This is a genomic window from Burkholderia sp. ZZQ-2 (assembly GCF_050768715.1).
Taxonomy (GTDB): Bacteria; Pseudomonadota; Gammaproteobacteria; order Burkholderiales; family Burkholderiaceae; genus Burkholderia; species Burkholderia cepacia.
On record NZ_LDVA01000078.1, the window covers coordinates 1 to 1,950 of the forward strand.

At 66.7% G+C, this 1,950-nt stretch carries 3 protein-coding genes; 2 read left to right on the forward strand and 1 reads right to left on the reverse strand.

Annotation, left to right across the window (positions count from 1 at the left end):
• Window positions 1–98 precede the first annotated feature (98 nt).
• Complete coding sequence (locus ABY44_RS03500) at window positions 99–437, reverse strand: P-II family nitrogen regulator (RefSeq protein WP_027789049.1); 339 nt, start codon at window positions 435–437, stop codon at window positions 99–101.
• 355 nt (window positions 438–792) lie between these two features.
• Between ABY44_RS03500 and ABY44_RS03505 the strand changes: the two genes are divergently transcribed.
• The gene (locus ABY44_RS03505; protein ID WP_006489451.1) at window positions 793–1,044 is read left to right on the forward strand and encodes an accessory factor UbiK family protein; all 252 of its coding nucleotides are present in this window, start codon (window positions 793–795) and stop codon (window positions 1,042–1,044) included.
• A gap of 287 nt (window positions 1,045–1,331) precedes the next feature.
• Window positions 1,332–1,950: magnesium chelatase domain-containing protein (locus ABY44_RS03510; protein WP_431640849.1), on the forward strand; the 619-nt coding region annotated here is incomplete at its 3' end.

Here is a 1,950-nt window from a genome sequence, read left to right on the forward strand (position 1 = left end):
AGCCGACGCCTGCCGCGATCAGCGAGCCGGCCATCAGCAGGGACATCAGAAGTTTGCGCATCTTGGGTTTCCTCTTGTCGCTTGTCTTGTCTGTTCTGTTACAGCGCGTCTGCGCCCGTCTCCCCGGTGCGAATCCGGATCACCTGTTCAATCGCCGTGACGAAGATCTTGCCGTCGCCGATCTTGCCGGTGCGCGCGGCCCGCTCGATCGCCTCGACCGCCTGGTCGACGAGATCGTCGGACACCGCTGCCTCGATCTTCATCTTCGGCAGGAAATCGACCACGTATTCGGCGCCGCGATACAGCTCGGTGTGCCCCTTCTGGCGGCCGAACCCTTTTACCTCGGTCACCGTGATTCCCGAGACGCCAAGCGCCGACAGCGCCTCGCGCGTCTCATCGAGCTTGAACGGCTTGATGATTGCGGTAATGAGTTTCATGAAGTCCTCTCGCTGAGTTGTCCCGTCGAATTGGTTGGAATGTTGTAACGGACTCTCCTCAGCAACTCGCATGCCATGTCGATTCGAGCACCGTTTCAAAGGGCTTCATCAAGGGGTCGCATCCCGCGATGTAAGGTGCGCAAGCCCGGCCGAATGGCCAACGCGGGCCGCTTTGCTGGCGCGGCGAAAGGAACGTTGCTAGAGTGCACGCACGTCCCGGGTCACCGGGCCATTCACCCATGCCGGCGCCATGCCCGGAATTCGCGCCCCCGGCGCACCATTTCCGGTCATGCGTGCATCATGGGCACGTACGCAACTGAAGATGCACATTTTTTGTGCAAGGAAGGGGAATCACATGAAGCAACCCAGCGACGTTTTCAACGATCTGCAGTCGCGCGTCAGCGATCTGCTGAAAAACTCGCCGGCCAAGGACGTCGAGCGCAACGTGAAGGCCATGCTGTCGCAAGGCTTTTCGAAACTCGACCTCGTCACGCGCGAGGAATTCGACACGCAGGCCCAGGTGCTCGCCCGCACCCGCGTGCGCCTCGAGGAACTCGAAAAGCGCGTCGCCGAACTCGAGCAGAAGCTCGCCGCGCCGCAAGCCTGACGCCCCACCCGGCCTCAAGGTCCGGGCGCGGGCCGCCTCGTGCGGCCCGTGCCCGCCAGCCCCGAAAACCTGAAACCCTGAAGTCGCGCTACCGCGCTTCGTCGAAAGTCGTTCTCCGCAGCACCTCCGCTCTTCGCTGTCCCTCGCTCTTCGCAGCACCCCGTTCTTCGCAGTCCCTCGCTCTTTTCCCGCGCCACGCCGGCAAGCGCGCACCGATTCCTCCGATTCCCGCGGCATGCGGCCACGAACGGCCGTCGCCCGTCCGTCTTGTTTACAGGAGCCTCGCCATGTCGCTCGCCGTGGTGCGCAGTCGCGCGCCCGCCTCCGGCCGTGCGCCGGACGTCACCGTCGAAGTCCATCTCGCCAACGGGCTGCCGTCGTTCTCGATCGTCGGCCTGCCCGATCTCGAGGTCCGCGAAAGCCGCGAGCGCGTGCGTGCCGCGCTGCAGAACTGCGGCTTCGAATTCCCCGTACGCCGCATCACCGTCAACCTCGCGCCGGCCGACCTGCCGAAGGAGTCGGGTCGGTTCGACCTGCCGATCGCGCTCGGCATCCTCGCCGCGAACGGCCAGATCCCGGCCGACGCGCTGGCCGGCCGCGAATTCGCGGGCGAACTGTCGCTGACCGGCGCGCTGCGGCCGATGCGCGGCGCGTTCGCGATGGCGTGCGGGGTCGCGCGGGACTGGCAGGTCGCGGAAAGCGGTGCGGCTTCCGGTTCGGGCAACGGTAATCAACGGGCCGCCCCCGGTCCGGCCGCCGTCGCGTCAAACGCTCCCGAGCTGTACCTGCCGCTCGCCAGCGCCGCCGAGGCGGCGCTCGTGCCGGGCGTCACCGTGTTCGGTGCGCCGGACCTGCCCGCGCTGTGCGCCCACCTCGCCGGGGCGCCCGACGCCCGGCTCGCACCGG

Bases quoted from the DNA above. Each gene is read 5' to 3' on its own strand.
- ABY44_RS03500 (WP_027789049.1), bottom strand. From the start codon at position 437: ATGAAACTCATTACCGCAATCATCAAGCCGTTCAAGCTCGATGAGACG.
- ABY44_RS03505 (WP_006489451.1), top strand. From the start codon at position 793: ATGAAGCAACCCAGCGACGTTTTCAACGATCTGCAGTCGCGCGTCAGC.